This window comes from Glutamicibacter sp. St.4D3 (assembly GCF_059728615.1).
This window is the reverse complement of the sequence record NZ_AP039380.1, coordinates 2,213,688-2,236,217: the sequence shown is the minus strand read 5'-3', so window position 1 is coordinate 2,236,217 and position 22,530 is coordinate 2,213,688. Positions and strand designations below refer to the sequence as shown.

At 65.9% G+C, this 22,530-nt stretch carries 24 protein-coding genes; 12 read left to right on the top strand and 12 right to left on the bottom strand.

The features are described from left to right. The first annotated feature begins 10 nt into the window (after positions 1 to 10). From dapC to AC6I21_RS10220, 4 genes are all read left to right on the top strand, one after another. Positions 11 to 1,126, top strand: coding sequence for a succinyldiaminopimelate transaminase (gene dapC, locus AC6I21_RS10235; RefSeq protein WP_138177397.1), 1,116 nt, complete (start codon positions 11 to 13; stop codon positions 1,124 to 1,126). Positions 1,127 to 1,223: 97 nt separating this feature from the next. Next, complete coding sequence (locus AC6I21_RS10230) at positions 1,224 to 2,504, top strand: citrate synthase (RefSeq protein ID WP_138177399.1); 1,281 nt, start codon at positions 1,224 to 1,226, stop codon at positions 2,502 to 2,504. Positions 2,505 to 2,646: 142 nt separating this feature from the next. Beyond that, positions 2,647 to 3,252 (top strand): hypothetical protein, encoded by a 606-nt coding sequence (locus AC6I21_RS10225; RefSeq protein ID WP_138177401.1) that lies wholly within the window; start codon positions 2,647 to 2,649, stop codon positions 3,250 to 3,252. A gap of 211 nt (positions 3,253 to 3,463) precedes the next feature. After that, positions 3,464 to 3,733, top strand: a complete 270-nt coding sequence (locus AC6I21_RS10220; protein ID WP_138177403.1) for a hypothetical protein — start codon at positions 3,464 to 3,466, stop codon at positions 3,731 to 3,733. Positions 3,734 to 3,862: 129 nt separating this feature from the next. Here AC6I21_RS10220 and dapD read toward each other — a convergent pair whose 3' ends face one another. Next, positions 3,863 to 4,816: a 2,3,4,5-tetrahydropyridine-2,6-dicarboxylate N-succinyltransferase gene (gene dapD / locus AC6I21_RS10215; protein WP_138177405.1), complete on the bottom strand. Its 954-nt coding sequence runs from the start codon at positions 4,814 to 4,816 to the stop codon at positions 3,863 to 3,865. Positions 4,817 to 4,907: 91 nt separating this feature from the next. On the opposite strand from dapD, the gene dapE reads away from it, so the two are divergent. Then, positions 4,908 to 5,984 carry a succinyl-diaminopimelate desuccinylase gene (gene dapE, locus AC6I21_RS10210; RefSeq protein WP_138177407.1) on the top strand — a complete coding sequence of 359 codons (1,077 nt, stop codon included), beginning with the start codon at positions 4,908 to 4,910 and terminating at the stop codon, positions 5,982 to 5,984. Positions 5,985 to 6,119: 135 nt separating this feature from the next. On the opposite strand, the gene AC6I21_RS10205 is transcribed toward dapE, so the two are convergent. The 4 genes from AC6I21_RS10205 to AC6I21_RS10190 form a co-directional block, all read right to left on the bottom strand. Further along, positions 6,120 to 7,016, bottom strand: coding sequence for an amino acid ABC transporter permease (locus tag AC6I21_RS10205; protein ID WP_138926522.1), 897 nt, complete (start codon positions 7,014 to 7,016; stop codon positions 6,120 to 6,122). Further along, a complete protein-coding gene (locus tag AC6I21_RS10200; protein WP_054821280.1) occupies positions 7,013 to 7,693 on the bottom strand; it encodes an amino acid ABC transporter permease in 681 nt (226 codons plus the stop codon). Before AC6I21_RS10200 ends, AC6I21_RS10205 begins: the two co-directional genes overlap by 4 nt. A 98-nt stretch (positions 7,694 to 7,791) precedes the next feature. After that, positions 7,792 to 8,637 (bottom strand): glutamate ABC transporter substrate-binding protein, encoded by an 846-nt coding sequence (locus AC6I21_RS10195; protein ID WP_054821281.1) that lies wholly within the window; start codon positions 8,635 to 8,637, stop codon positions 7,792 to 7,794. A 33-nt stretch (positions 8,638 to 8,670) separates the two neighbouring features. Next, positions 8,671 to 9,444, bottom strand: coding sequence for an amino acid ABC transporter ATP-binding protein (locus AC6I21_RS10190; protein WP_054821282.1), 774 nt, complete (start codon positions 9,442 to 9,444; stop codon positions 8,671 to 8,673). 450 nt (positions 9,445 to 9,894) lie between these two features. Here AC6I21_RS10190 and AC6I21_RS10185 point away from each other — a divergent pair, with 450 nt between their 5' ends. The 3 genes from AC6I21_RS10185 to AC6I21_RS10175 all read left to right on the top strand — a co-directional run bounded on the left by AC6I21_RS10185 (position 9,895) and on the right by AC6I21_RS10175 (position 11,236). Next, complete coding sequence (locus AC6I21_RS10185) at positions 9,895 to 10,590, top strand: LOG family protein (protein ID WP_249354555.1); 696 nt, start codon at positions 9,895 to 9,897, stop codon at positions 10,588 to 10,590. Beyond that, entirely contained in the window at positions 10,590 to 10,937 is a 348-nt protein-coding gene (locus AC6I21_RS10180) for a DivIVA domain-containing protein (RefSeq protein ID WP_138177412.1), read from the top strand. Before AC6I21_RS10185 ends, AC6I21_RS10180 begins: the two co-directional genes overlap by 1 nt. Positions 10,938 to 11,068: 131 nt before the next feature. Beyond that, positions 11,069 to 11,236 (top strand): DUF3117 domain-containing protein, encoded by a 168-nt coding sequence (locus AC6I21_RS10175; RefSeq protein WP_138177414.1) that lies wholly within the window; start codon positions 11,069 to 11,071, stop codon positions 11,234 to 11,236. A 102-nt stretch (positions 11,237 to 11,338) separates the two neighbouring features. On the opposite strand, the gene AC6I21_RS10170 is transcribed toward AC6I21_RS10175, so the two are convergent. Continuing rightward, positions 11,339 to 11,983 (bottom strand): O-methyltransferase, encoded by a 645-nt coding sequence (locus AC6I21_RS10170; RefSeq protein WP_138177416.1) that lies wholly within the window; start codon positions 11,981 to 11,983, stop codon positions 11,339 to 11,341. Between the two features lie 209 nt (positions 11,984 to 12,192). Here AC6I21_RS10170 and sigE point away from each other — a divergent pair, with 209 nt between their 5' ends. Both sigE and AC6I21_RS10160 read left to right on the top strand, forming a co-directional pair. After that, positions 12,193 to 12,804, top strand: coding sequence for an RNA polymerase sigma factor SigE (gene sigE / locus AC6I21_RS10165; RefSeq protein ID WP_281283949.1), 612 nt, complete (start codon positions 12,193 to 12,195; stop codon positions 12,802 to 12,804). Between the two features lie 74 nt (positions 12,805 to 12,878). Next, positions 12,879 to 13,262 (top strand): sec-independent translocase, encoded by a 384-nt coding sequence (locus AC6I21_RS10160; protein WP_138177418.1) that lies wholly within the window; start codon positions 12,879 to 12,881, stop codon positions 13,260 to 13,262. 131 nt (positions 13,263 to 13,393) lie between these two features. On the opposite strand, the gene AC6I21_RS10155 is transcribed toward AC6I21_RS10160, so the two are convergent. The 4 genes from AC6I21_RS10155 to AC6I21_RS10140 form a co-directional block, all read right to left on the bottom strand. Beyond that, a complete protein-coding gene (locus tag AC6I21_RS10155; RefSeq protein ID WP_497762328.1) occupies positions 13,394 to 14,767 on the bottom strand; it encodes an 8-oxoguanine deaminase in 1,374 nt (457 codons plus the stop codon). Between the two features lie 153 nt (positions 14,768 to 14,920). Then, positions 14,921 to 16,024: an Mrp/NBP35 family ATP-binding protein gene (locus tag AC6I21_RS10150; protein WP_497762327.1), complete on the bottom strand. Its 1,104-nt coding sequence runs from the start codon at positions 16,022 to 16,024 to the stop codon at positions 14,921 to 14,923. Continuing rightward, complete coding sequence (locus AC6I21_RS10145) at positions 16,021 to 16,629, bottom strand: DUF1003 domain-containing protein (protein WP_497762326.1); 609 nt, start codon at positions 16,627 to 16,629, stop codon at positions 16,021 to 16,023. The genes AC6I21_RS10150 and AC6I21_RS10145 overlap by 4 nt, the downstream gene beginning before the upstream one ends. Before the next feature lie 105 nt (positions 16,630 to 16,734). Beyond that, on the bottom strand, positions 16,735 to 17,985 hold the full coding sequence (locus tag AC6I21_RS10140) for a magnesium transporter MgtE N-terminal domain-containing protein (RefSeq protein ID WP_138177426.1): 1,251 nt from the start codon (positions 17,983 to 17,985) through the stop codon (positions 16,735 to 16,737). 134 nt (positions 17,986 to 18,119) lie between these two features. On the opposite strand from AC6I21_RS10140, the gene AC6I21_RS10135 reads away from it, so the two are divergent. Next, positions 18,120 to 19,037: a YflT domain-containing protein gene (locus AC6I21_RS10135; protein WP_497762325.1), complete on the top strand. Its 918-nt coding sequence runs from the start codon at positions 18,120 to 18,122 to the stop codon at positions 19,035 to 19,037. 131 nt (positions 19,038 to 19,168) lie between these two features. Here the strand turns inward: AC6I21_RS10135 and AC6I21_RS10130 are convergent, their stop codons facing one another. Next, complete coding sequence (locus AC6I21_RS10130; RefSeq protein ID WP_446753625.1) at positions 19,169 to 20,716, bottom strand: aminopeptidase P family protein; 1,548 nt, start codon at positions 20,714 to 20,716, stop codon at positions 19,169 to 19,171. A 65-nt stretch (positions 20,717 to 20,781) separates the two neighbouring features. Here AC6I21_RS10130 and AC6I21_RS10125 point away from each other — a divergent pair, with 65 nt between their 5' ends. Beyond that, a complete protein-coding gene (locus AC6I21_RS10125; protein WP_138177430.1) occupies positions 20,782 to 21,627 on the top strand; it encodes a PHP domain-containing protein in 846 nt (281 codons plus the stop codon). On the opposite strand, the gene AC6I21_RS10120 is transcribed toward AC6I21_RS10125, so the two are convergent. Then, a complete protein-coding gene (locus AC6I21_RS10120; protein ID WP_249354532.1) occupies positions 21,582 to 22,496 on the bottom strand; it encodes a DNA-methyltransferase in 915 nt (304 codons plus the stop codon). The two genes, AC6I21_RS10125 and AC6I21_RS10120, sit on opposite strands and share 46 nt — an antisense overlap. Positions 22,497 to 22,530: the final 34 nt, after the last annotated feature.

The following is a 22,530-nucleotide window of genomic DNA, read 5'->3' as shown; positions in this document are numbered from 1 at the left end:
TCATCACCGCATGCTCCAGCTTCCCGATTACCCCTGGAACCAGTTGGCCCCGTACCGCGAGGTGGCCGCCAAGCATCCGGGGGGCAGTGTCGATTTGTCCATCGGAACCCCGGTGGACCCGACCCCGGAACTGATCCAGGAAGCACTGCGCGAAGCCAGCAACGCGCCGGGATACCCCACCACGCACGGCACCACCGAGGTGCGCCAGGCCATCGTGGAGTGGTACGCCCGGCGCCGCAACGTCACCTCACTGAGCACCGACGACGTCATGCCGACGGTCGGTTCCAAGGAAATGGTGGCCTGGCTGCCGTTGCTGCTCGGGCTGGGGCCCGGGGACGTGGTGGTGCGCCCGCGCATCGCCTACCCGACCTACGACATCGGCGCACAACTGGTCGGCGCCACCAGTGTGGCCACCGATGACCTTTCCAGCCTGGACGAGCAGCAGCGGGCGAACCTGAAACTGGTGTGGGTCAATTCGCCGGGGAACCCCACCGGCAAGGTCCGCGACATTCACGCGTTGCGTGAACTGGTCTGCCAGGCCCGCGGGCTGGGGGCCGTGGTGGCCTCCGATGAATGCTATGCGGAGCTGGGTTGGGATGAATACGAGGACCAGGTCCCCAGCATCCTTGATCCGCGGGTGTGCGACGGAAACATCGATGACCTGCTGGCGCTGTACTCCCTGTCCAAGCAATCCAACCTGGCCGGGTATCGCGCCGCGTTCGTGGCTGGGGCCCCTAACCTGATGCCGGCCCTGATCAACAACCGCAAGCACGCGGGAATGATTGTCCCGGCACCCGTGCAGCACGCCATGGTCATCGCGCTAAACGATGAGGCGCATGTCCGTGAACAAAAAGACATTTATCGGGCCCGGCGCGACGCGCTGCGCCCGGCGTTGGAGGGCTTCGGGCTGCGGATCGAGGACTCCGTGGCCGGTCTGTACCTGTGGTGCACTGAACGCCGTTCCAGCTGGGACACCCTGCAACGGCTTGCCGAGCTGGGAATCATTGCAGGTCCCGGCGCTTTTTACGGTTCTGAAGGCGAAGCGCACGTACGGATCGCGCTCACTGCCTCCGACGAGCGCGTCGCCCAGGCCGTGGAGCGGTTGACCTCTGCCGGCCAGGGCTGAAATGATCCGCTGATTAGCGCGGTGAGGCCAATTGGCGGTATGTTCGACGATGACGACTGACCTTTCGGAACTACAAGCTTTCCGGTTAGGAGAAGCAATGACAGAGATCAATTCTGCGCAGCTCACATATGGGCAGACGAACCTGGAACTACCAGTGGTACCGGCCGCCGAAGGCAACCAGGGGCTGAGCGTGGCTCCGCTGCTGAAGACCACCGGTGCGGTCACCTACGACCCGGGCTTCATGAACACCGCGGCCACCAAGTCCGCGATCACCTACATCGACGGGGATGCAGGGATCCTGCGCTACCGTGGTTACCCCATTGAGCAGTTGGCGGAGAAGTCCAGCTTCGTTGAGGTCAGCTACCTGCTGATCTACGGGGAGCTGCCCACCGCCGAGCAGCTGGCAGACTTTGACAACCGCCTGCGCCGCCACACCCTGCTGCACGAGGAGCTCAAGGGCTTCTTCGGCGGCTTCCCGCGCGACGCCCACCCGATGCCGGTGCTCTCCTCGGCCGTGTCGGCACTGTCGACCTGGTACCAGGACTCGCTGGACCCGAACAACGACGAACAGGTCGAGCGCTCCACGATGCGCCTGCTGGCCAAGCTGCCGGTGCTGGCCGCCTACGCGCACAAGAAGTCGATCGGGCAGGCACTGCTCTACCCGGACAACTCGATGAACATGGTCGAGAACTTCATGCGCCTGTGCTTCGGCACCGCCGCCGAGCCGTACGAGCTGGACCCGGACATGGTCAAGGCCCTGGACCTGCTGCTGATCCTGCACGCAGACCACGAGCAGAACTGCTCCACCTCCACCGTGCGCCTGGTCGGCTCCTCCGATGCGAACCTCTTCGCCTCGGTCTCGGCCGGCATCAACGCCCTGTTCGGTCCCGCCCACGGCGGCGCGAACGAGGCCGTGCTGAAGATGCTGCGCGAAATCCATGCCCAGGGCATCTCCCCGGAGAAGTTCATGGAGAAGGTCAAGAACAAGGAAGACGGCGTGCGCCTGATGGGCTTCGGGCACCGCGTCTACAAGAACTACGACCCGCGCGCGAAGATCATCAAGAAGACCGCCCATGACATCCTGGCCAAGCAGGGCAGCAACGAACTGCTGGACATCGCCATGAGCCTGGAGGAGAAGGCGCTGAACGATGACTACTTCATCGAGCGCAAGCTCTACCCGAACGTGGACTTCTACACGGGCCTGATCTACAAGGCGATGGGCTTCCCGGAGAAGATGTTCACCGTGCTGTTCGCCATCGGTCGCCTGCCCGGCTGGATTGCCCAGTGGCGCGAAATGATCAAGGACCCGGACACCAAGATCGGCCGTCCGCGTCAGCTGTACATCGGCGAGACCGAGCGCAACTACCCGGGCCTCTAAACCCGTGTAGCGCCAGTCTCTTGGCACCGGCACCCCCAGGCCCCCAGCGGGCCACGGGGTGCCGGTGCCCTTTTTTAAGCAGTGGGTACGGCGTATCGTGGAAGGTTATGGGGGATGTGCGTCGATAGGCAAGGTGGTGCGCATGTATTTCCGGCAGGGGAATAACTGGTCAATTGGTGTTTGCGCCAACCCGCAGCTGCTGATGGCCCTGTACCTGCGCGAGCTGGGGGGAATCAACCCCCACGAGCTCGGCCCCAACTGTGCACTGGAGCAGCGGGGACGGTTGCGCCCCCTGCAGCCGCCGGCCTCCCACGGACAGATCCGCCAGGAATGGTATTCGTGGTGGGAAAGCCTGGTCAAAGACGGGCGCTCGCTGCAAAACGGACATCACGTGGGCGGGATCCCGGACCTGGATGCTCAGGGCTACCCGGAGCTGGCGAAGCTGGCCAACGCCCACTATGGGCAAACCACGTTGTTTGCCCATGAATGCCTTGAAGACTTTGTGCTGCGCAGCGCCCAGTATGTTCCCAAGCGGATGGATGAGATCGAGGTGCTGCTGGCCGACCGGGGCATCGAGCACCTGGCCGGGCGGGAGGCGGCGCACATGCAGCTGGTGGAGGTGCCGCTGAACGAACCGCGCGCCTGGCTGATGGGTCAGGCCACCGTGGTGGCCAGCAGTTCCCTGATGCGCGACGGCAAGGCCTTCCACGGGTACATCGAGCCGATCGTGAGCATCATCTTCATGTAGCGCCCACCAAGCGGAAGAGCCGGACAGGATCCTGCCCACCCTTCCCGTCGTCGAGCTTAATGGGGATAATGAGAGCCAAGCCGGGTCACGGGGCGAGGTCTTTGCTTCGGTGGCGCATCCCGGGGGAGGGAGAACATATGAACGATTCGCGACCTGAACTTCAGTAGCCCTCGGCCGTCCTTGCGGTCGGCCGATGCGGCAATACGGCAGGATGGAGGACATCATGGTGTTCCATGGAGCAATCAGCCACCCGCGACGCAACACGCGTGGTCTGGCCTTTGCCTTCAGCGGACTGATCTTTACCTTGGCATTTGCGGCATTCCTGTTCCTGGTCCCGCAAGGCCATGAGGTGTCACGCAGTCCGCTGTGGATCCCCGTTATCTGGGGCGTGATGGTGATTGTCTACGGTTGCTACCGCCTGATCCGCGGAGACAGCGATCTGGACCACGAGCGCGGAGGCACCCATGCTGATTCCCGGTAGCCTTCCAACGGATCACTGACCCAACGGAATCAGATCAACCACAGGCCGTGGCCGCCCACCGGTGAAAGGTGGCGGCCACGGCCTGTGCCGCGCGGGGGCAGCCCGGCTTCGGGGCTGGGCGCAGCCTGATCAGTTCTGGTGCAGTTCGGTGTTCAGCTCCACCTTCCCGCCGGTGCGCGCCAGCGCCTCGACGGCGCCGGTCACCGAGTTGCGCCGGAAGAGGAGGCCGGGAACCCCGGAGAGCTCCAGGGCCTTCACGGTGCGGTTATCGGGCAAGCTCACCCGGGTGCCGGCGGTGACATACAGCCCGGCCTCCACCACGCAGTCATCCCCGATGGAGATCCCCACCCCGGCGTTGGCCCCGAGCAGGACGCGCTCACCGATGGAGATGCGCTCCTTGCCGCCGCCGGAGAGGGTCCCCATGATGGATGCGCCGCCGCCGACGTCCGAGCCGTTGCCGACCACGACCGAAGCCGAAATCCGGCCCTCCACCATGGAAACGCCCAGTGTTCCGGCGTTGAAGTTCACGAACCCCTCGTGCATGACCGTGGTGCCGGTGGCCAGGTGCGCGCCCAGGCGCACCCGGTCCGCGTCGGCGATGCGCACACCGGAGGGCACCACGTAGTCGACCATGCGCGGGAACTTGTCCACCCCGTACACCGTCACCGCTCCGCGTGAACGCAGCCGCAGCCGGGTCTTTTCAAACCCCTCGGCCAGGCAGGGGCCGAAGTTGGTCCAGACAATGTTGGGCAGGTGGGAGAAGATCCCGTCCAGGTTGATCGAGTTCGGGGTGACCAGCCGGTGCGAGAGCAGGTGCAGGCGCAGCCACACGTCAGCGGTGTCGGCCGGGGCGACATCCAGGTTGATGGTCAGCGAGATGACTTCCTGTCGGGTGCCGCGGGCCGTATCCTCCACGGCCAGGGCCGCCAGCTCACCGGTTTGCGGCTCCAGGTCGTTGAGCACTCCCAGGCAGGGGCCGGGGTACCAAACATCCAGGACGGTGCCGTCCAGGGTGATCGTGGCCAGGCCGTGCGCCGACGCCAGGCGGACGGGAGGATGGGTTGAGTCAACTGCTGAAGTCATGAAGATATCGTACCGGCGTATCCTGCCGGTATCGTGGGCAAATGACGTTCCCATTACGCAATGAGCAGCAGGAATGAGTAGGTTGAACCCGATGGAATTGAACCTGGAAGCGGATGTCGCCCAGCTGACCGCGACACTCATCGACATGGAATCGGTCTCCGGCAATGAGCGCGCCCTGGCCGATGCGATCCACCGCGCCCTCGAAGCCTGCCCGCACCTGGAGCTGCACCGATACGGGGATGCGATCGTGGCGCGCACCAACCTGGGCCGGGAACGCCGGGTCGTGCTGGCCGGACACCTGGACACGGTCCCGTTGCCCACCGACCCGCTGGCCCGCGGCGGCGTGCCCGCGCGCGAAATCGATGGGGTGCTCTACGGGCGCGGCGCCACCGACATGAAGGGCGGGGTGGCGGTGCAGCTGCACCTGGCCGCCGCCTTGCGCAACCCAACCCACGACATCACCTACATCTTCTATGACCATGAGGAGGTGGAAGCGGCCAAGTCCGGACTGGGCCGGCTGCAGCGCGAGGCCCCGCACCTGCTGGCCGCGGACTTCGCGATCCTCCTGGAGCCCACCAACGGCACGGTGGAGGGCGGCTGCAACGGCACCAGCCGCTTCATCGTGCGCACCCACGGCCGGGCGGCGCACTCTGCGCGCGCCTGGATGGGGCAGAACGCGATCCACGCCGCCGCCCCGATCCTGCAGCGCCTGGCCGACTACCAGGCCCAGACCGTGGACGTGCAAGGCCTGGCCTTCCGGGAGTCGCTGAGCGCCGTGCGGATCAGCGGCGGCATCGCCGGCAACGTGATCCCGGACCTGTGTGAGGTGAGCGTGAACTACCGCTTTGCCCCGGACAAGACCGTGGAGCAGGCCGAGGCCGTGGTGCGGGAGCTGATGGAGGGCTTTGAGGTGGAGCGCACCGACGGGGCGCTGGGGGCCACCCCGGGCCTGGACCAGCCGATCGCCGCCTCACTGGTGGCCGCCGTGGGCCAGGAGCCCAAACCCAAGTACGGCTGGACGGATGTGGCCCGGTTCTCGGCCATGGGCATCCCGGCCGTGAACTTCGGTCCCGGGGACGCGCTGTTGGCCCACACCGATGATGAGCACGTGCCCCTGGAGGCCATCCGGCGCTGCGCCCAGGCGCTGCGCAGCTGGCTCCAGGAGTAGCGCCGGAAGCGTTACGGGCCTTTACGGACAGGCCCTGGCGCCGGGCACGAAAAAACTGCAGCGCCGGCGATGGGTGTTCCATCGCCGGCGCTGCAGTGCTATTCGGGGGAGTGGCAAGGGGCAGGCCCCTCATCCCTAGTTGTTTCCCGCGGCCGGGATCCCCACATCCGGCGGCATGGTGGCACTGGGTGCCGGGGCCGCCTTCTTGTCCCGCGGAACCCGGCTGCTCAGCCGGCGGGAGACGATCTCCGCCAGCTTCGACAGGGCGAAGTTCAGCAGGATGAAAATCAGCGCACAGATCACCAGCGCCTGCAGCATGTTCGAGTTGCCGGTACCCACCAGCTTCGAGTTGAACAGCAGTTCGTTGAAGTTGATGATGTAGCCCAGCGCCGAGTCCTTCAGGATCACGATGAACTGGCTGATTAGTGCCGGCAGCATCGCGGTCAGCGCCTGCGGGATCTCGATCAGGCGCAGCGACTGGCCACGGGTCAGCCCGATGGCGATGCCCGCTTCACGCTGGCCCTTGGGCAGCCCATGCACGCCGGAGCGAATCAGTTCGGCCACCACGGACCCGTTGTAAAGGGTCAGCCCGATCACGACCGCGACAAACGGTGAGCTGGCCGGTTCAACCCAGCCGGCCCGGGCCAGCATGATCCACAGGAACAGCATCATCAGCAGCACCGGCACGGCGCGGAAGAATTCCACGACCACCGAGCTGAGGAAGTTGATCAGCTTGTTGTGGGCCAGGCGTCCCATGCCGAAGATGAAGCCAAAGACCAGGGAGGTCACGATCGAGATCGCCGCGGCCTTCAGCGTGTTCAGCAGGCCCGGCAGCACGTAGTTCGACCAGATCGAACCCTTGGCAAAGACCGCCCAGCGTTCGGGGTTCAGCTGGTCCTTGCTGTTCATCACGTACAGGATGTAGCCGATCAGGGCCAGGGCCAGCAGGATGCCGATGATGTTCAGGACCATGATGCGCCGGCGCGCCTTGGGCCCCGGGGCATCGAAGAGAACCGATTGTGCGTTGCTCATCGTGCCACCGCCAGTTTCTTGGACAGCCAGGTGGTCAGCGCTCCGATCGGCAGCACGACGATGACGAACATCAGTGCCACGGTCAGGAAGATCAGGATGCCCACGTCGGCGCGGTACTCCAGCATCGTCTTCATCAGCCCGGAAATCTCGGCGACTGATCCGGCGATGGCCACGGTGGTGTTCTTGATCAGTGCGATCAGCACGTTGCCCATCGGGGCGATCGCCCCGCGGAACGCCTGGGGCAGGATGATGATGCGCGCCGCGGGCAGGAAGCTGAGCCCGATGGCGCGGGCCGCCTCGGCCTGTCCCAGCGGCACCGTGTTGACCCCGGAGCGGATGGCTTCACAGAAGAACGCGGCATGGTAGATGCTCAGGCCGATGATCGCGATCTGGAAGAAGTTCAGGTTGAAATCCGAGCTGAGCTTGAGCTCAAAAACGCCAAAGAGCACCAGCACACCGAAGGTGAGGATGATGGTCAGCGGGGTGTTTCGGAAGATGTTGACGTAGGCGGTGCCAAAGGCCCGCAGGCTGGGGATGGGGCTGATCCGCATGATGGCCAGCAAGGTGCCCAGCACCAGCGATGCCAAGGCGGCCCAGAAGGTGAGTTGCAGGTTGGCCCAGAAGGACTCCAGGATCCGCTCACCGTACTCATCCCAAAGACTTAAATAGCCTTCCACGACGTGTTCTCCTTGGTCGGTGGATGGGGTGGAAACCGGTGGTGCCGTGCCCGGTGCGAACCGAAACACGGCACCACGTCGTTAGTGCGCTGGCCTGACTAGCTGCAGGCCTCGAATTCGGTCGGCGGGTTCAACTCGGCGTTCGGCTTGTAGCCGGTGCCTTCGGTGTTGGCGTTCAGCGCCTTCTCCCACTCGCCCTCATCGATCATTTTCTTGATGGCGGTGTTGATGTCCTCGCACTTGTCGTTTTCCTTGTTCAGGCCCACGCCGTAGGGCTCTTCGCTGAACGGTGCGCCCACGACCTTGAACTTGCCCTTGTTCGCCTCGGTGGCGGCCAAGCCGGCCAGGATGATGTCATCGGTGGTGATCGCGTCCACCCCACCGGTCTCCAGCAGGCCCAGGCAGTCGGCGTAGCCCTGCTGCTCGACCAGATTGACGCCCGGGATGTCCTTCTTCACGTTTTCGGCCGAGGTGGAACCGGTGACCGAGCACAGGTTCTTGCCATCGAGCGAGTCCTTGCCCGTGATCGTGGAATCATCGGTGCGCACCAGCAGGTCCTGGCCGGCCACGAAGTACGGGCCAGCGAAGGCCACGCGCTCCTTGCGGGCGTCATTGATGGTGTAGGTCGCGAAGATCATGTCGACCTGGTTGGTTTCCAGCAGGGTTTCGCGGTTGGCCGAGGGGGCGGAGACGAACTCGATGTTGCCCTCGTCGTAGCCCAGCTCCTTGGCGACGTACTTGGCGACGTCCACGTCAAAACCGGTGTACTCATCGCCTTCCTTGAAGCCCAGGCCCGGCTGGTCGAACTTGATGCCGATGCGCACCTTCTCGCCGCCACCGTCGCCGCTTCCGGCGTCATCGGAGCCCGATCCGCCGCATGAGGTCAGGGCCAGGCCTGCCACCGCGGCCATGGCGAGAATCGAACCGAAACGTGTCTTACGCATGATGTTCTCCTACTTGTGATGCGGGTGTGTGTATCAGTGGTTGGTGATGAGCTTGCCAAGGAAGTCCTTGGCCCGGTCGGTTTGCGGGTTGGTGAAGAAGTCGTTCGGTGCGGCCTGTTCGACGATCTTTCCGTCAGCCATGAAGATCACCCGGTCCGCGGCCTTGCGGGCGAAGCCCATTTCGTGGGTGACCACCAGCATGGTCATCCCCTCCTTGGCCAGGGTGACCATGGTGTCCAGCACCTCGTTGATCATTTCCGGGTCCAGCGCACTGGTCGGCTCATCAAAGAGCATGACCTTCGGGCGCATGGCCAGTGCCCGGGCGATGGCCACACGCTGCTGCTGGCCGCCGGAGAGCTGGGCCGGCAGCTTGTTGGCCTGGTTGGCCACTCCCACCCGTTCAAGCAGCTGCATGGCCAGCTTCTCGGCTTCAGACTTCTTCATGCCCTTGACCTTGATCGGGCCCAGGGTGACGTTCTCCAGAATCGTCTTGTGCGCAAACAAGTTGAAGGACTGGAAAACCATCCCGACATCGGCCCGCAGGTTGGCCAGGGCCTTGCCCTCTTCGGGCAGGGTCTTGCCATCGATCTTGATCGTGCCGTCATCGATTGTTTCCAAGCGGTTGATGGCACGGCACAGGGTCGACTTCCCTGAGCCCGACGGACCGAGGATCACGACTACTTCGCCCTTGGTAACTTCAAGGTTGATGTCGTTCAAGACATGCAGGGCACCGTAATGCTTGTTGACCGTGGTCAGCTGAACAATCGGGCCGTCATATGAAGATTGAGTCGCAGGATCTCTTTTCATAGATTAGACATTAGCCCATGTGACCGGGGTAACGCGATACGAATCACACTCGTCCAGAAGTTGTTACCAAATGGTAACGCGCACGTCGCAGCGGGAATGGCGCAAATTCGGAGTGCAAAGGCGTGACCAGGCCGGTGCCCGGGCAGGCTCCTTGCGTGCCGGTGGTCCGAGCGATGCACGCACGGTGAACCCAGTCTGAGCTGCCAAGTGCGGTGAAGGCATCCGCCAGCAGCGGAGTGGGTGCGGAGGTACCTGCCCTGGGGTAGGGGTGTGGCGCCGGATCGGGAGCAAGGGCGTCATTTGTTCGCTAACAGGATGCAATGAAGCAGCCCATAGTGGTGGCGGGACGGATAGAGTGAAGTCATGGCCCACAAAAGCAAGAGTGAACAAAACGCACGAGCCGGCAGAAAACTGCACGTCGAAGCCTCGTGGCCCGGCAAGACCCCGGGCATGCAGCTGGACCGCTACCTGCTTTCCGGGCCGCAGGAGGACTTCACCCACAATGACGTGTGGCGCGTGCTGCGGATTCAAAGCGAGTTCGTCTCCGGCTTCGGCACCCTGGCGGGGATCGGCCCGGCCGTCTCCGTTTTTGGTTCGGCCCGCACCGGGGAAGACAGCCCCTACTACCAACAGGCAGAGCGCATCGGACGCCGCCTGGCCGAAGCCGGACTGATCACCATCACCGGCGGGGGCCCGGGCATCATGGGGGCGGCGAACCGCGGCGCGAGCGACGCCGGGGGAGTCTCGGTGGGGCTGGGCATTGAGCTGCCCTTCGAAACCGGACTGAACCAGTGGGTGAACAAGGGAATCAACTTCCGCTACTTCTTCGTGCGCAAGACGATGTTCGTGAAGTACTCCCAGGGCTTCATCGTGTTGCCCGGCGGCTTTGGAACCCTGGATGAGCTCTTCGAGGCGCTGACCCTGGTCCAGACCGAGAAGATCACCAGCTTCCCCATCGTGCTGGTGGGGAAGGACTACTGGGGCGGCATGGTCGACTGGCTGACGAACGTGGTGGCCGAGGAGCGCTGCATCTCGCCGAAGGACCTGAACCTGTTCACCCTCACCGATGACCCGGACGAAGCGGTTGACGTGGTGATCAGCGCGCTGATTGATGCAAACTCCTCGCATAACTCGGAAGGGATCTGATGTCCTTCCTGCTGGTGGCGCTGGCGATTGTGCTGTGTGGTGCGGCGGCGTTCTACCTCAGTGCGCTGCGCCATCCGGCACGCTCCGCGGGGCGGCGCTTCGAGGTGCCGCGCGAACCGGTGGCCGGCCTGATTGAGCCCGAGGCGTCACTGCCGCCGGTGCTGCTGCCCGATGAACCCTCGGCCCGCGACGTGGATGCGGTGCGTTTTTCCATTGGGCTGCGCGGCTACCGGTGCGACCAGGTGGACGACGTTCTGGATCAGCTCGCTGCGCGCATCAACCGGCTGGAGAATAAGATTCATGACATCGAGTCGCGGCGTGTGATTAGCGACACGGGTGAAAATTAGGAATAATGGAGAGTATAGAGTCTCCAAATCAACAAGGTAATCCCAGCTGATTGAGCGGACTATAGGACGGCTCGGGCGTTGAACCGGTATGCGGTTGAACGTTCCGGTCACTGACGAAGGGAACAACGTACATGGCGGCGATGAAGCCACGCACCGGTGATGGGCCAATGGAAGTCACCAAGGAAGGCCGAAGCTTGATCCTGCGCCTGCCCATCGATGGCGGCGGTCGCCTGGTGGTCGAATTGAATGCAGATGAGGCCACCGAGCTGCGTAATTGTCTGGTAAACGTCACTGAATAAGGATTCTCAGGGCCGGCATTCGCCGGCCCTTTGGTCTGTCACCAGCCCGTCGCGCACCCGCCGCGGCAGGCGGCCCCGTTCCTCCTGCGTCCTACGGACGTACTAGTGCTTGGCTGCCGCGATGAACAAGCCCTGTTCGGTGGGCAGCAGGTGGCACAGCAGGTTCGGGTCCTCTCGCAGCATCCGCATGGCATCACGCATGGCCACCGTGGAGGCCTTGCGCACGGCCGGCTTGGCCAGGCGGTGCTCGTCAAAGGCGTTGCAGATGATGATGACCCCGCGCTTGCCGATCAGGCGCTTGGCCTCGGCGACGTAGTCCAGCAGGTTCTCGTGCTCGGCATCGATCAGCACCATGTCGTACGCGCGATCGGTGAGCCGGCCCAGTACCGTGGCGGCGCGTTCGGTGATGATGCGCGCCCGGGCGCCCAGCACCCGGTCCTCGCGCAGCGCCTCGCGCAGCGCCCCCACGTTCTCCAGGTCGCTTTCGATCACGGTCAGGGTGCCGTTGGTTCCCATGCCGCGCAGGATCGACAGGGAGGCGACCCCGACCCCGGCGCCGATCTGCACTGCGTTGCGGGGGCTGTAAAGATTGGAGAGCAGCTGCAGGATGGACGCGCCGGCCGGGTCGATGGTGTGCGCTCCCAGTTCGCTGCCGCGCTCCCGGGCGCGGGTCATGACCTCATCTTCGGTCACGGCGTTCTGGGCATGGGTCCAGCTGGCAAACAACTCGGTGTTCATCGACGGCATGTGGGTGCGTTCCTCATTCCATGAAAATGGCGGCCACCGTCCATCGTAGCGCTCTTTGTCACAGAACCTTGAAGTCCCGGCGCTGATGCGACCGCGGGCGTTCCCCGCAGTGGCTTATCCGGGCCGGGGCGTGCTGCCCAAGGACAACTGACGGCTTCAGCGCAGTGGATTCTTAGCTTGTGCTCAGCTGGAGAGCCGAGACTTAATACGTGAGCACTACACGCAACGAACTCGCCGCCCCCGCCGATCCCGCACCCACGTGGGATGCCATGGTGCGCGAACATGGGGATCGCATCTTCCGCCTGGCCTACCGGCTGACCGGTAACCGCCAGGACGCGGAGGACCTGTCCCAGGAAGCGTTCGTGCGCGCCTTCAAGGGCCTGGAGAACTACACTCCGGGCACCCTGGGCGGCTGGCTGCACCGCATCACCACCAACCTGTTCCTGGACGGGGCGCGCCGCCGCTCCAAGATCCGCTTCGACCGTTTCGCCGAAGGGGCCGAGGACCGTTTGGAAGGCACCGCGCCGGGCCCCGAACGCGGCTTTGAACTGAACAACCTGGATGTGGACGTGCACAACGCCCTGAAGGCGTTGCCGCCGGAGTTCCGAGCCGCGATTGTCCTGTGTGACTTGGAGGGGTACTCCTACGAGGAAGTCGCCAACGCCCTGAACGTGAAACTGGGCACGGTGCGCTCACGCATCCACCGTGGACGGGCGATGCTGCGTGATGCGCTGGCACACCGCAACCCCGCCAACACCAAGGCCCCGCTGACGGTTTCGCTGCCGCGCATCGCCGGCAAGATCATGCCCAGCGCCAGCTAGCACGCCGGGGCACCGGCTCTCGACACGGCAGCGCGCTTAGGCCGATGCCCGGATGACAGGGTAATCTTTCTATCGTGGAGTTTGCAGGTATCAACGGTAGCGAGTTCGTCGTTTTGGCGATTCTCGCGGTGGTGATCTTGGGCCCCGAAAAGCTTCCCGAGTACGCCCGGAAACTGGCGAACCTGGTCAAGGAACTGCGCCGCATGGCCAACGGGGCCAGGGAGCAGCTGCGGGAGGAAGTGGGCGACGAAGTCGCCGACATGGACTGGAAGAAACTGGATCCGCGTCAGTACGACCCGCGGCGGATCATCAAGGAAGCCCTGGTCGACGAATTCGATGAGGCGGTCACCGCAGCAAAATCCGCCCCGGCCGCCCCGATCCGCAAATCCGTGGCCCCGGCGGCCACCGACCGCCTGGCCCCGGGGGAGCCGGCCCCCTTCGACGACGAGGCCACCTAGCCTGGAGGTTTCCCCCAACGACACAATCCCCTGCCCCGGTATGAGTCCGGCAGCAGGGGATTACTTGTTCCTAAAGCCTGACACCGGTTCGCTGCCGGTAACGGGCGAACCGGCATCCGGCCGGAGAACGGCTAGCTGTACTGGATTACCGGGGTGGACGAATCCACCAGCGCCCGCGCGTGGCGGCGGTGCTCATGGATCAGCGCCGGCAGGTCCAGTCCCGGGATGGCACCGTCCAGCACCCGCCACCGCCCGGCGACCATGACCCGGTCGGCCTTGTCCGCACCGCACAGCAGCAGGGCGGCCAACGGGTCGTGGCTGCCCGAGAAGCGCAGCTCATCGGTCTTGAAGAACGCCAGGTCCGCCTGCTGGCCCACCGCGATGCGGCCAATGTCCCGGCGTCCCAGCACCCGCGCCGACCCCTCGGTGGCCCAGCGCAGCGCGCGTTCCACCGGTACGTCCGCCCCGTAGCGCAGCCGCTGCAGGTACAGGGCCTGACGGGCTTCCAGGATCATGTTCGAGCCGTCGTTGGAGGCCGAACCATCCACGCCCAGCCCAACCGGGACCCCGGCCTGCTCAAGCTCCAGCACCCGGGCAATGCCCGAGGACAGGCGCATGTTCGAGGTGGCGCAGTGGGCCACGGCGGTGCCCGCCGCGCCCAGCTGGCGGATCTCGGCGTCATTGAAGTGGATGCCGTGCCCCAGCCACGTGTGCGGTCCCAGCCAGCCCACGCTGTCCAGGTAGTCCAGTGGCCGCAGCCCGAACCGGCTCAGGCAGAACTCCTCCTCATCCAGGGTTTCGGCCAGGTGCGTGTGCAGGCGCACCCCGTAGTGCCCGGCCAGGCGCGCGCTTTCGCTCATGGCCTGGGTGGTCACCGAGAACGGGGAGCAGGGGGCCAGGGCGATCTGGATCGTGGCGCCCTCCCCGGGCTCGTGGTAGGCCTCGATCAGCCGCTGGCTGTCGGCCAGCACCACATCCAGCTCCTGCACCGTGGACTGGGGCGGCAGCCCTCCGTCATCCTCTCCCAGCGTCATCGACCCGCGGGTCAAGGTGGCGCGCATCCCAAAGTCCCGCACCGCGGCGACCTCAATGTCAATGGATTCATCCATGCCCGCCGGGAAGAGGTAGTGGTGGTCGGCGGCGGTGGTGCAGCCCGAGAGCAGCAGTTCGGCCAGCGCCACCCGCACCGCGGCGTCCAGGGCTTGTGGGGTCAGCCGCGCCCACACCCGGTAGAGGTTCTGCAGCCACGGGAAGAGCGGGGCGTTGGCCGCCGGTCCCCAGGCGCGGGTCAGGGTTTGGTAGAAGTGGTGGTGCGTGTTGACCAACCCCGGCGTGAGCACATGGTTGGCCGCGTCAAAGACCTCGGTATACGCGGTGGTGGGCTGCGCCCCGCAGGGGACCAGTTCAATGATCAGATTGTCCCGGACGACGATGCCGTTGCCGGCATCGGTGTCGCTGAGGATGCCTTGCGGGTTTTTGATCCAAAGGGTGCTCGGGTGCGGCATGGCCGACATTCCTTTCGTTGAAAAAGTAAAATGCCAGCTCAGTTTGCCTGTCTGCTGATCCAGGACGCCGCAGCGTGCTTAGGACACTAGCAGCGCCGCGGCGCCGGGGCAAGACGCTGCGCGATGCCGGTCCACCCCGTGACCGGCCGCGGACTACACGTTCAGCGGCAGCGAGCGCCCGGCCAGGCCACGGGGCCGGTGCACCAGGGTGCGGGAGATCTGCCGCAGCCGCCGGGACACCTCCGCGTCCGGGTCAGAGAGCACCACCGGCACCCCGGCGTCCGAACCCTCGCGCAGGGATTCCTCCAACGGCAGCTGCCCCAGCAGCGGCACCGGGTAGCCCAGCTGTTCACCCAGCGAGTTGCTGAGCACCTGACCGCCGCCGGAGCCGAAGATTTCCATGCGTGTGCCGTCCGGCAGCTGCAGGTAGCTCATGTTCTCCACCACCCCGATGACCTTCTGCTGGGTCTGCAGGGAGATGGTGCCGGCCCGCTCGGCCACCTGGGTGGCGGTGGACTGCGGGGTGGTGACCACCAGCAGCTGCGAGTTCGGCAGCAGCTGGGAGACCGAGATGGCGATGTCCCCGGTGCCCGGGGGCAGATCCAGCAGCAGCACGTCCAGGTCCCCGAAGTACACGTCGGACAGGAACTGCTCCAGCGCCCGGTGCAGCATCGGTCCGCGCCAGATCACCGGCTGGTTTGAATCCAGGAACATGCCGATGGAGATCACCTTCACCCCGTGGGCGACCGGCGGCAGGATCATCTCATCGACCCGGGTCGGGTTCTGCCTGGTGCCCATCAGCGCCGGGATGGAGAACCCGTACACGTCGGCGTCGATCAACCCGACCTTCAGCCCGTCCGCGGCCATCGCCGTGGCCAGGTTGGCGGTGATTGAGCTCTTGCCGACCCCGCCCTTGCCGCTGGCCACGGCAATGACCCGGGTCAGGGAGTTCGGGTCGGAGAACGGGGTGCGCCGTCCGGCCAGCGAGTCGCGCAGTTCCTTGCGCTGTTCCGGGCTCATGACGCCCAGCTCAAGGTCCACCTGGCTGATCCCCGGCACGCTGAGCGCCGCGGCGCGCACGTCGGCCTCGATGGTGGAGCGCATCGGGCAGCCGGCGATGGTCAGCAGCACGGTCACCCGCGCGGTGTTCCCCTCCACGCTGGCGTGGGGGACCATGTTCAGTTCGGTGATGGATTTGCGCAGTTCCGGGTCGATGACCTTGGACAGTGCGGTGCGCAGCTGCTCGTTCGTGCTCACTTGCCACCTTGGCTCTCATGCGGGCCGGGGCCCTGGTCGATTTGCGGGATCAGGCCGGTGTGCTGGGCCGGTTTGCGGCGCGGGTTCTTCGCCCGCAGGTGCAGCTCCTCACCCTCGGTGGTTTCCAGCAGCTCCTCCAGCACGTTGCGCAGCTCGGAGCGCACATAGTCGCGGGTGGCCACATCCTGCATGGCCAGGCGCAGGCTGGCCAGCTCACGGGTGAGGTATTCGGTGTCGTACAGGTTGCGTTCGGCCCGGGCCCGGTCCTCGGTGAGCGAGACCCGGTCGCGGTCATCCTGCCGGTTCTGGGCCAACAGCAGCAGCGGGGCGGCGTAGGAGGCCTGCAGGGAGAGCATCAGGGTCAGCGCGGTGAAACCCAGCGCGGCCGAGTCAAAGCGCCAACCGGCCGGGGCCCAGGTGTTCCAGATGAGCCAGAACGCGCAGAAGATGGTCATGTAGACCAGGAACTGCGGGGTGCCCATGAAGCGGGCGAACTTTTCGGTGGTGGAGCCGAAGGCGTCCGGGTTCGGGCTGAATCGGGGCAACAGCCTGGCGCGGGCCGACATCGGGGTGTCCAGGCCGGTGGCCTGACGCTGCTCTGGCATGCGTGTTGCTCCTTCGATCGGGAACGCGGTCCGCGCTGCGGCGGCACCGGTTCGGACGGTGTGCGTGCGGTTCCCGGGCCGGGGCGGCACCGGGCTAAGCGTGGTCTAGTGCTGGCTGCGCCAGTCCTCGGGCAGCAGGTGGTCCAGGACGTCATCCACGGTGATCGCCCCCACCAGGCGGCCATCGGAGTTGACCACGCCCAACGAGGTGAGGTTGTAGGTGGCCAGGTGGCGCACGACCTCCGAGACGCTGGCGTTGTCCGGGATGGGTTCCAGCTCCTTGTCCAGGATGTCACCCAGCGGCTCCGGGGGAGCGGCACGCAGCAGCGCCTGGATGTGCACGGCTCCCAGGTACTTGCCGGTGGGGGTCTCCAAGGGCGGGCGCACCACGTAGACGGCCGAGGCCAGGGCGGGGGAGAGCTCCTCGCGGCGCACGGCGGCCAGCGCCTCGGCCACCGTGGATTCGGGGGTGAGGATCACCGGCACCGGGGTCATCACCGAGCCGGCGGTGCCTTCGGGGTAGGCCAGCAGGCGGCGCACGTCATCGGCCTCCTCCTTGCTCATCATGTCCAGCAGCTGGACCTTGGTGTCCTCGTTCAGTTCACCAAGCAGGTCCGCGGCGTCATCCGGGTCCATCTCCTCCAGCACGTCCGCGGCACGCTCCAGGCCCAGGGCGGAGAGGATCTGGACCTGTTCGCGGTCCGGCATTTCCTGCAGCACATCGGCCAGCCGGTCATCCTGCAGGTGGGCGGCGATCTCCAGGCGGCGCTTGGCGTTCATCTCATGCAGCGCGTCGGCGAAGTCCGCCGGCTTCATCTCATCGTGGGCCGCGACGAACGTGTCCGCGGATTGTGGCTCGTGGGCGCCGACCGGGATCACCTGCTCCCAGGAGACCAGCACCCGGTGGCGCCGGTTGCGGCGCAGGCCCAGCAGGCTGGAGCCCGGTTCGGCGCGCTGCACGAAGTACTCGTTGACCTCCCAGTCGCCCATCCGGGTCTGGATCAGGCCCACGTCTTCGACCACGCCGTGCCCGGTGCCGTCCCGGAAGGCGATCTTGCGGTCAAAGATTTCCGCGGCGATGAGGGTTTCGGCCCCGCGCTGCTGGAAGCGGCGCATGTTCACCAGCCCGGAACAGATGATCTGGTTCGCCTCCATGGACTGGATGCGGGTCATCGGCACGAAGACCCGGCGCTTGCCCGGGACCTCGACGACCACGCCCACACAGGATTCTGACTTCTTGGGCCCGCGGGAGACCACGACCACATCGCGCAGCCGGCCCAGCCGGTCGCCGAGGGGGTCAAAGACGTCCAGCCCCAGCAGGCGGGCAACGAAGATCTTGGAAACAGTGGAGCTCACCACCCCAGCGTATCGCGGTCAGCTGGTGCAACGGGGGCAATTGTGATGCGATTGCCCGGCGTGAAGCTTTCACCCTCAGCGATAGCTGGGCACCGTATGGGGGTTTGCACAGCAAATGCATGCACAATATAGGTATGACCCAGCCGCTTGGAGCCAATATGCAAAGTGCCGGGGGTTTGCCGCGGGGCGAACTGCTAGGCCGCTACACCTCATACCTTGATGCCCAGAAACTGGTGGACTATCTGGCCGACAATGACTTCCCGGTCTCCTCGGTCACCATTGTGGGCAATGACCTGCGTACCGTCGAACGGGTCACCGCCAAGCTCTCCTACCCGAAGGTGGCGTTGGCCGGTGCCGCGCAGGGCGCGATGATGGGCTTCTTCGTGGGCCTGCTGTTGTCCCTATTCAGTCCGGACGGCGGGCTCTACCAGATCCTTTCGGCGATCGGGCTGGGCATGGCGATCTGGATGATCGCCGGGGTGGTCAGCTATTCGATGCGCCGCGGCAAGCGCGACTTCGCCTCCTCCAGCCAGTTTGTGGCCACCAGCTATGACGTGGTGGTGGACTTCGCCAACGCGCAGAAGGCCCGCGCCCTGGCCTCGAAGCTGCCAATGCACCCGGGCCAGGCCCCGGCCGCCCAGCCGCCGGCCGCCCAGCCGCCGGCGCCGCAGAACCCTCCGGCCTCCACCGGGGCCACCGCGGCGGCCCCTGGTGCCCCGGCCGAACCGCAGGCCCCGTCCTCCGGTCCCAGCGGCACCTTCCCGGATTTGCCCGATGGGCGCCCGCGCTACGGGGTGCGGGTGAATCAGCCGCAGGCCGCGCCCGGCGCCGAGCAGCAGTCCGGCCAGGAGCAGCACCCGGAAGGCCAGGCCCCGCAGCACACCGAGCCCGGTGAACGCGACGAGAGCCAGGCCGAACCGGTGGTGATCCGCCCGGAAAACGAGGCAACCCCCAGCGGCGAGCCACAGCCCGAATCCAAGCACCCGGGCAACCCAGGACATCCGGGGGAACCGGGCACCCCGGGCAGCGGACCGCAGAACGAGGGACGCTAGCTACCGGACACCGGCGCGCACCACGGCGTGCCACCCGGTTGCCGGTGAAAGACAAAGCGGTGGGCCACGGAAGGAATTCTTCCGTGGCCCACCGCTTTTCGCTGTCCTGCCCTGGCGTCGCGCCGGCCGGCTTAGCCGCGCAGCTTGGCCATCCAGGCCTCAACCTCATCCGGGTCGCGCGGCAGCGCCGCCGAGAGGTTCACCCCGCCCTCGGCGGTGACCAGGATGTCATCCTCGATGCGCACCCCGATGCCGCGGTACTCCTCGGGGATCGCCAGGTCCTCGTTCTTGAAGTACAGGCCCGGCTCGATGGTGAAGACCATGCCCTCCTGCAGCTCGGCGTCCAGGTAGAGTTCCGCGCGGGCCTGGGCGCAGTCGTGCACATCCAGGCCCAGGTGGTGGCTGGTGCCGTGCGGCATCCAGCGGCGGTGGTGCTGCCCCTCCGGGGAGAGCGCCTCCTCCAGCGGCACCGGCAGCAGGCCCCAGGAGTCCAGGTTCTCGGCCAGCACGCGGGTGGCGATGTTGTGCAGGTCGCGGAACTTCAGGCCCGGCTTCACCGCGGCGAATGCGGCGTCGGCGGCATCCAGCACGGCCTGGTAGATCTTGCGCTGCACGTCGGTGAACTTGCCCGAGACCGGCAGCGAGCGGGTGATGTCGGCGGTGTACAGCGAATCGGCTTCCACCCCGGCGTCCAGCAGCAGCACTTCGCCCTCGCGCACGGTCCCGTTGTTGCGGATCCAGTGCAGGATGGTGGCGTTGTTGCCGCTGGCGGCGATGGTGTCGTAGCCCAGTTCGTTGCCCTCGGCCCGGGCGCGGGCGAAGAAGGCGCCTTCGACGATGCGTTCCCCGCGCTGGTGGGCGATGGCCTTGTCCAGGCTGCGCACCACGTCCTCAAACCCCTCAATGGTGGCGGCTACCGAGTGCTTCAGTTCCTTGATCTCGTACTCGTCCTTGACCAGACGCAGTTCGGAGACGAATTCGGCCAGCTCGTTGTCCAGGGCGTCGGAGGCCTCAAGGTCCTGGCCGGTGTTGATGCGGGAGGTGTCCACCAGGGCCTCGACGTTCAAATCGACCTCGCGCACCAGGCGGATGCGGATGCCGCCCAGGGCCTGGGGGCCGGAGTTCTTGGTGATCGCCATTTCCAGCTGCTCCAGCCCCTCGGTGGGCATGCCGGTGCGGGCGGACATCTTGGACAGCGTGGGGCGCGGGCCGATCCAGAATTCCCCGGAGCGCGAGTTCAGGTAGAACTCGGTGGAGTCCCGTCCGGCCATGGGGGCGAAGTACAAGGTGGCGCTGTGGTTGCCGCCTTCATCCCCGGCGCCCTTGTCGGTGGGTTCCAGGATCAGCACGGCATCCGGCTCATGGTCCACACCCAGCCCGGTCAGGTGGGCGAAGGCCGAGTGCGGGCGGAAACGGTAGTCGGTGTCGTTGCTGCGCACCTTCAGCGGCCCGGCCGGGATGACCAGGCGCTCACCCGGGAAGCGCTCGGACAGGGCCTTGCGGCGCTGCGCGGCATAGCTGGCGGCCTCATCGGCGTCGGGCAGCTCGGAGTTGTCCGGTGCCCAGTTCGAGGCCATGAATTCCTTGAAGGCCCGCGAGGTGGGTCGCTGCGAGCGGTTGTTGACGCGGTCTTCCAGTGGTTGATCGTTGCCGGGGGTGTTCGATGCATCAGTGGTCATAGTTCCCATATTCTCACCTGCCGCCGGTGCGCACAAAGCGCGGGGCGACCGGATAGTCTAGAGCCATGCTGATCGACCTGCACGCCCATTCGAATATTTCCGATGGCACCGAACCTCCGGGCCAGTTGATTGATTCGGCGGTGGCGGCGGGGCTGGACGTGGTGGCGCTGACCGACCACGACCAGACCACCGGGTGGCACGAGGCGCGGGCGCGGGCCGTGGAACGCGGGATCGGGTTCGTGCCGGGGATGGAGATCACCTGCCATTCGCGCACCGGGATCAGCGTGCACCTGCTCAGTTACCTGCATGACCCGACCTACAAGCCGTTGCTTGATGAACTGGAGGTCACCCGCACCGCCCGCGAGTACCGGGCGCAGCGGATCGTGGGGCTGCTCTCGGAGGACTACCCGATCAGTTGGGAGCTGGTCCAGGAACACACCCAGCCGGGCACCACGGTGGGCCGCCCGCACATCGCCGACGCGCTGGTCACCGCCGGGGTGGTCGGCACCCGGGAAGAGGCCTTCGCCAGCATGCTCTCCTCCCGGTCGCGCTACTACGTCTCCCACCCGGCGGTGTACCCGGTGGACGCCGTGCGCCTGGTGCGCGAGGCCGGCGGGGTTCCGGTCTTCGCCCACCCGATGGCCTCGGCCCGCGGACGAGTGGTGCCCCCGGAGGACTTCGAGGAGCTGATTGAGGCGGGGCTGGCCGGTCTGGAGATTGACCACCGGGACAATTCCGAGCCCGGGCGCAAGTTCCTGCGCGAGTTGGCCCAGCGCCATGACCTGATCATCACCGGGTCCTCGGACTATCACGGGGCGGGCAAGCCGAACCGGCTGGGGGAGAACAGCACCGACCCGCAGATGCTTCAGCGGATCTTGTCCGCCGGCACCGGCTCCCCGGCCTCAATGTAGCGGGTTCCCTCGCCCAGGCGGGACTGCATGACCTCAATGGCCTGCGGGTTCTGGTCCACCAGCAGGAAGCGGCGTCCAAGCTTCGCGGCCACCGCGCCGGTGGTGCCCGAACCGGCGAAGAAGTCCAGCACCCAGTCATCGGGGCGCGAGGACGCGGTGATGATCCGGCGCAGGATGCCCTCGGGCTTCTGGGTGGGGTAGCCGGTCTTTTCCCTGCCGGTGGGCGAAACGATGGTGTGCCACCACACGTCGGTGGGCAGCTTGCCGCGTTCACGTTTTTCCGGGGTCACCAGCCCGGGAGCCATATAGGGTTCGCGGTCCACCTCGGTGGAGTCGAAATGGTAGGCCTTGGGGTTCTTCACATACACCAGGATGGTGTCGTGCTTGGAGGGCCAGCGCCGGTTGGTGCGCGCCCCATAGTCATACGCCCAGATCAGTTCGTTCAGGAAGCAATCGCGGCCGAAGATCTCATCGAGCAGCACCTTGACATAGTGCACCTCACGGTAGTCCAGGTGCACGTACAAGGTGCCGTCCTCCGCCAGCAGCCGGTGCGCCTGGACCAGGCGCGGGGCGATGAAGCTCAGATAGTCATCGAAGCGGTCCTGGTAGGAGCGCGCCTGGCCCAGCTCGGTGATGTAGTCCAGGCCCTTGAAGCCAATCCGGTCGCCTTCCCCGGCGGCGGCACGCACCGTAGTGCGTGCCGCGCGGGTCTGCTTGCGTCCGGTGTTGAACGGCGGGTCGACGTAGATCAGGGAGAAGCTGGCGTCGGGCAGCAGGCCGAGCACATGCTGGTTATCGCCGTGCACCACCGTGTTCGGACCGGCCGGGTCGAAGAGCGGTGGGTGTGCATCGAGCGTCGGCAGTGTCACGTGCGCGGTGTTCCTTCCATCAAAGCGTTGCTGC

What these genes read in the sequence shown, in the direction of transcription:
- AC6I21_RS10175 (WP_138177414.1), top strand. Translation starts at nt 11,069, where the DNA reads ATGGCGGCGATGAAGCCACGCACCGGTGATGGGCCAATGGAAGTCACC.
- AC6I21_RS10180 (WP_138177412.1), top strand. Translation starts at nt 10,590, where the DNA reads ATGTCCTTCCTGCTGGTGGCGCTGGCGATTGTGCTGTGTGGTGCGGCG.
- AC6I21_RS10125 (WP_138177430.1), top strand. Translation starts at nt 20,782, where the DNA reads ATGCTGATCGACCTGCACGCCCATTCGAATATTTCCGATGGCACCGAA.
- AC6I21_RS10195 (WP_054821281.1), bottom strand. Translation starts at nt 8,637, where the DNA reads ATGCGTAAGACACGTTTCGGTTCGATTCTCGCCATGGCCGCGGTGGCA.
- AC6I21_RS10135 (WP_497762325.1), top strand. Translation starts at nt 18,120, where the DNA reads ATGACCCAGCCGCTTGGAGCCAATATGCAAAGTGCCGGGGGTTTGCCG.
- dapE (WP_138177407.1), top strand. Translation starts at nt 4,908, where the DNA reads ATGGAATTGAACCTGGAAGCGGATGTCGCCCAGCTGACCGCGACACTC.
- AC6I21_RS10220 (WP_138177403.1), top strand. Translation starts at nt 3,464, where the DNA reads ATGGAGGACATCATGGTGTTCCATGGAGCAATCAGCCACCCGCGACGC.
- AC6I21_RS10225 (WP_138177401.1), top strand. Translation starts at nt 2,647, where the DNA reads ATGTATTTCCGGCAGGGGAATAACTGGTCAATTGGTGTTTGCGCCAAC.
- AC6I21_RS10170 (WP_138177416.1), bottom strand. Translation starts at nt 11,983, where the DNA reads ATGCCGTCGATGAACACCGAGTTGTTTGCCAGCTGGACCCATGCCCAG.
- dapC (WP_138177397.1), top strand. Translation starts at nt 11, where the DNA reads ATGCTCCAGCTTCCCGATTACCCCTGGAACCAGTTGGCCCCGTACCGC.
- AC6I21_RS10130 (WP_446753625.1), bottom strand. Translation starts at nt 20,716, where the DNA reads ATGACCACTGATGCATCGAACACCCCCGGCAACGATCAACCACTGGAA.
- AC6I21_RS10230 (WP_138177399.1), top strand. Translation starts at nt 1,224, where the DNA reads ATGACAGAGATCAATTCTGCGCAGCTCACATATGGGCAGACGAACCTG.
- AC6I21_RS10155 (WP_497762328.1), bottom strand. Translation starts at nt 14,767, where the DNA reads ATGCCGCACCCGAGCACCCTTTGGATCAAAAACCCGCAAGGCATCCTC.
- dapD (WP_138177405.1), bottom strand. Translation starts at nt 4,816, where the DNA reads ATGACTTCAGCAGTTGACTCAACCCATCCTCCCGTCCGCCTGGCGTCG.
- AC6I21_RS10185 (WP_249354555.1), top strand. Translation starts at nt 9,895, where the DNA reads ATGCAGCTGGACCGCTACCTGCTTTCCGGGCCGCAGGAGGACTTCACC.
- AC6I21_RS10145 (WP_497762326.1), bottom strand. Translation starts at nt 16,629, where the DNA reads ATGCCAGAGCAGCGTCAGGCCACCGGCCTGGACACCCCGATGTCGGCC.
- AC6I21_RS10205 (WP_138926522.1), bottom strand. Translation starts at nt 7,016, where the DNA reads ATGAGCAACGCACAATCGGTTCTCTTCGATGCCCCGGGGCCCAAGGCG.
- AC6I21_RS10190 (WP_054821282.1), bottom strand. Translation starts at nt 9,444, where the DNA reads ATGAAAAGAGATCCTGCGACTCAATCTTCATATGACGGCCCGATTGTT.